The sequence below is a fragment of the Streptomyces sp. NPDC000880 genome (genome assembly GCF_053599675.1).
The window spans coordinates 1-5,483 of the sequence record NZ_JBSFMS010000213.1; the positions used below are offsets into that span (position 1 = coordinate 1).

Below are 5,483 nucleotides of genomic sequence, written 5' to 3' on the forward strand. Positions count from 1 at the left end.
TGGATGTCTGTCAGATGTCCGTCGGTGATGAGGACGTCAGTCTCGGTGAGTCTGTTGCGTCGATCCGCTCGTGGGACAGCGGTTCACGGGATCCAGCACCCTCCCACCTGTGCTCAGGAGAGCAATCCGATGACCTACCTCTACAACAACCCGGCTGACTTCGCCGATGAACTCGTCCAGGGGTTCGTGGCCGCGAACCGGCAACTGGTCCGGCGCGTCCCCGGCGGGGTCGTCCGCACCGGCAGGACGAAACCGGGCCATGTCTCGATCGTCATCGGCGGCGGCAGCGGACACTACCCGGCCTTCGCCGGACTGGTCGGCCCCGGACTGGCCCACGGCGCGGCGATGGGCAACCTCTTCGCCTCCCCTTCCGCACAGCACGTCTACAACGTGGCCAAGGCCACCGAGGCGGGCGGCGGCATCCTGCTGACCTACGGCAACTACGCCGGCGACGTACTCAACTTCGACCAGGCGCAGAGCCGGCTGCGCCAGGAGGGCATCGCCTGCTCCACGGTCGTCGTCACCGACGACGTCTCCAGCGCGTCCCGGGACGAGTTCGCCAAGCGCCGGGGCATCGCGGGAGACCTCTGCGTCTTCAAGGTGGCCGCCGCCGCTGCGGAGAGCGGCGCGGACCTGGACGAGGTGACACGTCTCGCCGCCCGGGCCAACGACCGCACCCGCTCCTTCGGGGTCGCCTTCTCCGGATGCACCCTGCCCGGCGCCGACGCACCGCTGTTCACGGTGCCCGCCGGCCGGATGGGCATCGGCATGGGCATCCACGGAGAGCCGGGCATCGACGAGGCGGACATCCCGTCCGCCGACGAGCTGGCCGCGCTGATGACCGACAAGGTGCTGGCCGAGGCGCCCGCCGACGCCCCGGCGGCAGGCGGCCGGGTCGCCGTGATCCTCAACGGCCTCGGCTCGGTCAAGTACGAGGAACTCTTCGTCCTCTACGGCCGGGTGGCGCAGCTGCTGGAGGCCAAGGGCCTGACCGTGGTGGAGCCGGAGGTCGGTGAACTGGTCACCAGCTTTCAGATGGCCGGTGTCTCCCTGACCCTGTGCTGGCTCGACGACGAGCTGGAACCTCTCTGGAGCGCCCCCGCCTACACCCCGGCCTACCGCAAGGGCAGCGTCACCGACACGCCGGGCGAGCTGTCCGACACGGAGTACATGCCCGTGGAAGAGGTCGTCGCGGAGGCGTCCGCCGAGTCACGCGCGGCCGCGGCCGTCCTCGCCGAGGTGCTGTCTGCGGCCCGGGCCACCATCGACGAACACGCCGACGAGCTCGGCCGGATGGATGCCGTCGCGGGCGACGGTGACCACGGCATCGGCATGCGGGCCGGGGTCACCGCCGCGGTGAGCGCCGCCGGCGAAGTCCTCGGCAAGGGCGCCGGCGCCGGCACCCTTCTCACCGCCGCGGGCAACGCCTGGGCCGAACGGGCCGGGGGCACTTCCGGGGCCCTGTGGGGCATCGCCCTCCGGGCGGTCGGAGCCGCCTTCGGCGACACCGCCGCCCCGGACGCCCGCACGGTGGCCGCCGGTGTCCGCGAGGCCCAGCGCCAGATCTCCGCGTTCGGGAAGGCGCAGCCGGGCGACAAGACGCTCCTGGACACGCTGCTTCCCTTCGCCGACGCCCTGGAGACCGCCGCCGAGGTCGGCGACGACCTCGTGACCGCGTGGGGCACGGCGTCGGCCGAGGCGGAGCGGGCCGCCCGGGCGACGGCTTCGCTCGTACCGAAGATCGGACGGGCCCGACCGCACGCGGAGAAGAGCGTCGGCACCCCCGACCCCGGCGCCGTCTCCATGGCCCTGGTCTTCGACGCCGTCCACCGTTCCCTGCTCAAGGCGAGGTACCAGCATGACTGACCAACTCCGCATCGTCGTCGGCTCCGACGACGCGGGATTCGACTACAAGGAGGTCCTCAAGGCCGACCTCCAGGCCCACGACCTCGTAGCTTCCGTCCGTGACGTGGGAGTCGACGCCACCGGGCACATCCCCTACCCGACCATCGCCATCGCCGCGGCCGAGCTGGTCGCGTCCGGCGAGGCCGACCGGGCGCTGCTCGTCTGCGGCACCGGGCTGGGCGTGGCCATAGCCGCGAACAAGGTTCCCGGGATCCGGGCGGTGACCGCGCACGACAGTTTCTCGGTGGAACGGTCCGTGCTCAGCAACAACGCCCAGGTGCTCACCTTCGGCCAGCGGGTGGTCGGTCTCGAACTCGCCCGCCGTCTCGCCCGCGAGTGGCTGACGTACCGCTTCGACGAGACGTCCGCCTCCGCCGACAAGGTCCGGGTCCTCACCGACTACGAGACCTGCGGCGACTGACACCGGGCACCACCGTGGCCCGAGGAGCCTCATGACCATAGAACCCGCCCCCGTCCCGCCGCTCTTCGTCGGTGTCAGCCTGAAGATGTACTTCGATCACCTTCAGACCGTCGACTGGTGCAGGCGCGTCGCGGATCAGGTGTCGGACCATCCGGCCGTCACCTCCGGGGCCGTCGAGCTCGTCGTCCTGCCCACGGCGCCGTCCCTCGCCGCCGCGGCCGAGGTGTTCCGCGGCACCCGGGTCCGCGTCGGTGGCCAGAATCTCTTCTGGTCCGACAGCGGCCCCTACACGGGGGAGACCGGTGGCCCCCATTTGCGCCAGGTCGGCTGCGACTACGTGGAGATCGGCCACAGTGAGCGGAGGCGGATGTTCCACGAGGACGACGGCGTGGTGGCGCTGAAGATGGCGGCCGCCCTCCGTAACGGCCTCACACCCCTGCTCTGCGTCGGGGAGGAGACACGAGGCGCCGCCGGGGCGGCGGCCGGCCAGTGCGTCGAGCAGCTGGAATCCGCCACCGCAGAGCTCGACGACGGAACCCGGCACCGGATCGTCGTCGCCTATGAGCCGGTGTGGGCGATCGGCGCGGAGCAGCCCGCGCCGCTCGGTCATGTCGCCGAGGTGGCGCATGAGATCACGGCATGGCTGGACGGCCATCCCTTCCTGAAGGAGAGCCACGTCATTTACGGAGGGAGCGCGGGACCGGGCCTCCTGTCCGAGCTCGGCCATGCCGTCGACGGCCTGTTCCTCGGCCGGTTCGCCCACCGGGTCGACGCGCTCGGCGGTATCCTCGACGAGGCGCTGCGCCGGTCGGCGACGGAGATGCCGCCCCCGGACCAGGCCGCCTCCCGCACGGCGGTTCGGCAAGATGGTGACCGGAGGCGCAACGACGCCGGGCCCGCAACCGAGCAGGAGGGTGGGCATGACGGGTAGCAGCATGCGGGGCGGGACGACGCGGGTGTCCCGGCAGGAGGAGCGGCAGCGGGCCATCAGCGAGGCCGTCATGGCCGAGGGCGCGGTCCGCATCGAGGAGCTCGCCGAGCGGTTCGGGATCAGCCAGATGACGGTTCACCGCGACCTCGACGAGCTCGAGGCGCGCGGACTGCTGCGCAAGTCGCGCGGGCTCGCGTCCGCGCTTGCCTCCAGCCTGGTCGAGTCCAGCGACGTCTACCGAGCGGGTCAGCAGCTCGCCGAGAAGCAAGCGCTCGCGCACGCCGCGATGGCGTTCATCGAGCAGGGCCAGTCCATCTTCCTCGACGACTCGACCACCGTCCTGCAGGTGGCCAGGCTGCTGCCCGCCAAGGCGCCGCTGACCGTCATCACCAACGTGCTCACCATCATGAACGAGCTCAACGGCGTGCGCGGCATCTCCCTCGTAGCGCTCGGCGGCAACTACTACAACTGGTGCAGCGCCTTCATGGGCAGCGTCACCAACGAGGCCATCGCCAAGCTGCGCGCCGATGTGTACATCATGTCCACTGCCGCCATCACCGACGACATGGCCTTCCATCAGGCGCTGGAGACAGTCGGGACGAAACGCTCGATGCTGGACTCCAGCGCCACCAAGATCCTCCTGGCCGACCACACCAAGTTCCAGAAGCGAGCCCTGCACGCCATCGCCGACCTCACCGAGTTCGACGTGGTCATCGTGGACTCGCAGACCACGAAAGAGGACCGCAACCGTCTGAAGGCGAAGGGCATCAACGTCGTGGTCGCCCCCGCCACCGGCCGACCGGACGCGGGCGCCGCACCCGGAGTGCCCGACGAAGCGCGTTCCACCTGACGACCGAGCATACGACCGACACCACCACCCGTTCCGCCGGCAGTGACGAGCCGGTGTCCGCCGCAGGAGAGCCCATGTCTTTCACCGCCCCCGCCACGATGCGTGCGAGCGTCCTGGTCGCAGCCGAGAAACTCGTCGTCAAGGAGCGGCCGGTCCCGGCCGTCGGACCGGACCAGGTCCTCATCCAGGTGTCCTCCGTGGGAGTGTGCGGCTCCGACGTCCACTTCTACCGCGAGGGCCGGCTCGGGGACTGGGTGGTGGAAGAGCCCCTGGTCCTCGGCCACGAGTCGGGCGGGACGATCGTCGCCGTCGGCTCCGACGTGGACCCGGCACGGGTCGGCCGGCGCGTCTCCATCGAACCCCAGCACCCCAGCACCACCTCGCACGAGACGCTGACCGGCCGCTACAACCTCGACCCACACATGGAGTTCTACGCGGTCCCCGGGGTCGACGGCGCCTTCGCCGAATACGTCACCATCCAGTCGCACTTCGCCCACACCGTCCCCGACTCGCTCAGCGACGACGCCGCCGCGCTGCTGGAGCCGCTCTCCGTGGCGGTCGCCACCGCCTGGAAGGCGAACTTCACGGTCGGCTCCCGGGTCCTAATCACCGGGGCCGGGCCGATCGGAGTCGTCACCGCGCAGGTCGCCCGCGCGTTCGGAGCGCGCGAGGTCATCGTGACCGACATCGACGCTGTGCGGCGCGAGCAGGCCCTCCGGTTCGGCGCCACCCAGGTGGTGGACCCGCTGGCCGAGCCGGTGGGTGAACTCGGCCTCGGTGTCGACGCCTTTGTCGAGGCGTCCGGCGCCTCGGTGGCTACCCGGACGGGGATCCGCGAGGTCCGGCCCGGCGGCCACGTGGTGCTCGTCGGTATGGGGGCCACCGAGATCCCGATGCCCATACCGGTCATCCAGAACCGCGAACTGATCGTGACCGGCGTCTTCCGTTACGCCAACACCTGGCAGACCGCGATCGAGCTGGTGCGCTCCGGAAAGGTCGACCTCGACTCCATGGTGACCGGCCACTACGGCCTCGCCGACGTCGAGGAGGCGCTCCGTTCGACGGCGAACCCGACCACCCTCAAGTCGGTTGTCAAGCCCCAGCTGTAGCCGGGAAAACCTGGTCCCGCCGGCCCGCGGGACCAGGACCGGGCGGCGGAGCCTTCCCGGACCGTCGCACGGCTGGGCACGGCGGTCGGCTGGGCCGTGTTTGAAAGACGGCCCAGGAAGGGCCGTCGTGGCGGCTGCGCCGGATCAGCCGGTCCACAGGGACTATCAGGTTTTAGGATCTGGCTCACTTTCGGTGGTGAGGCAGTGTGCTGGTGGGTCGTTGACATGGCGTGCGTGACGTCAACGAGCTTGTAGACGTGGTGTTTT

The 5,483-nt window shown here is 70.5% G+C and carries 5 protein-coding genes; all 5 read left to right on the forward strand.

Translation table 11 applies throughout. The features are described from left to right. Window positions 1-129: 129 nt before the first annotated feature. The 5 genes from ACWDO5_RS35035 (at window position 130) to ACWDO5_RS35055 (ending at window position 5,216) form a co-directional block, all read left to right on the forward strand. Window positions 130-1,866, forward strand: coding sequence for a dihydroxyacetone kinase family protein (locus tag ACWDO5_RS35035; protein ID WP_450534578.1), 1,737 nt, complete (start codon window positions 130-132; stop codon window positions 1,864-1,866). Next, window positions 1,859-2,326, forward strand: coding sequence for a ribose-5-phosphate isomerase (locus tag ACWDO5_RS35040; protein WP_450534579.1), 468 nt, complete (start codon window positions 1,859-1,861; stop codon window positions 2,324-2,326). Before ACWDO5_RS35035 ends, ACWDO5_RS35040 begins: the two co-directional genes overlap by 8 nt. Before the next feature lie 31 nt (window positions 2,327-2,357). Next, window positions 2,358-3,257: a triose-phosphate isomerase family protein gene (locus tag ACWDO5_RS35045; RefSeq protein ID WP_450534580.1), complete on the forward strand. Its 900-nt coding sequence runs from the start codon at window positions 2,358-2,360 to the stop codon at window positions 3,255-3,257. Continuing rightward, complete coding sequence (locus tag ACWDO5_RS35050) at window positions 3,247-4,107, forward strand: DeoR/GlpR family DNA-binding transcription regulator (RefSeq protein WP_450534581.1); 861 nt, start codon at window positions 3,247-3,249, stop codon at window positions 4,105-4,107. Before ACWDO5_RS35045 ends, ACWDO5_RS35050 begins: the two co-directional genes overlap by 11 nt. 74 nt (window positions 4,108-4,181) lie before the next feature. Then, complete coding sequence (locus ACWDO5_RS35055; protein ID WP_450534582.1) at window positions 4,182-5,216, forward strand: NAD(P)-dependent alcohol dehydrogenase; 1,035 nt, start codon at window positions 4,182-4,184, stop codon at window positions 5,214-5,216. Window positions 5,217-5,483 lie beyond the last annotated feature (267 nt).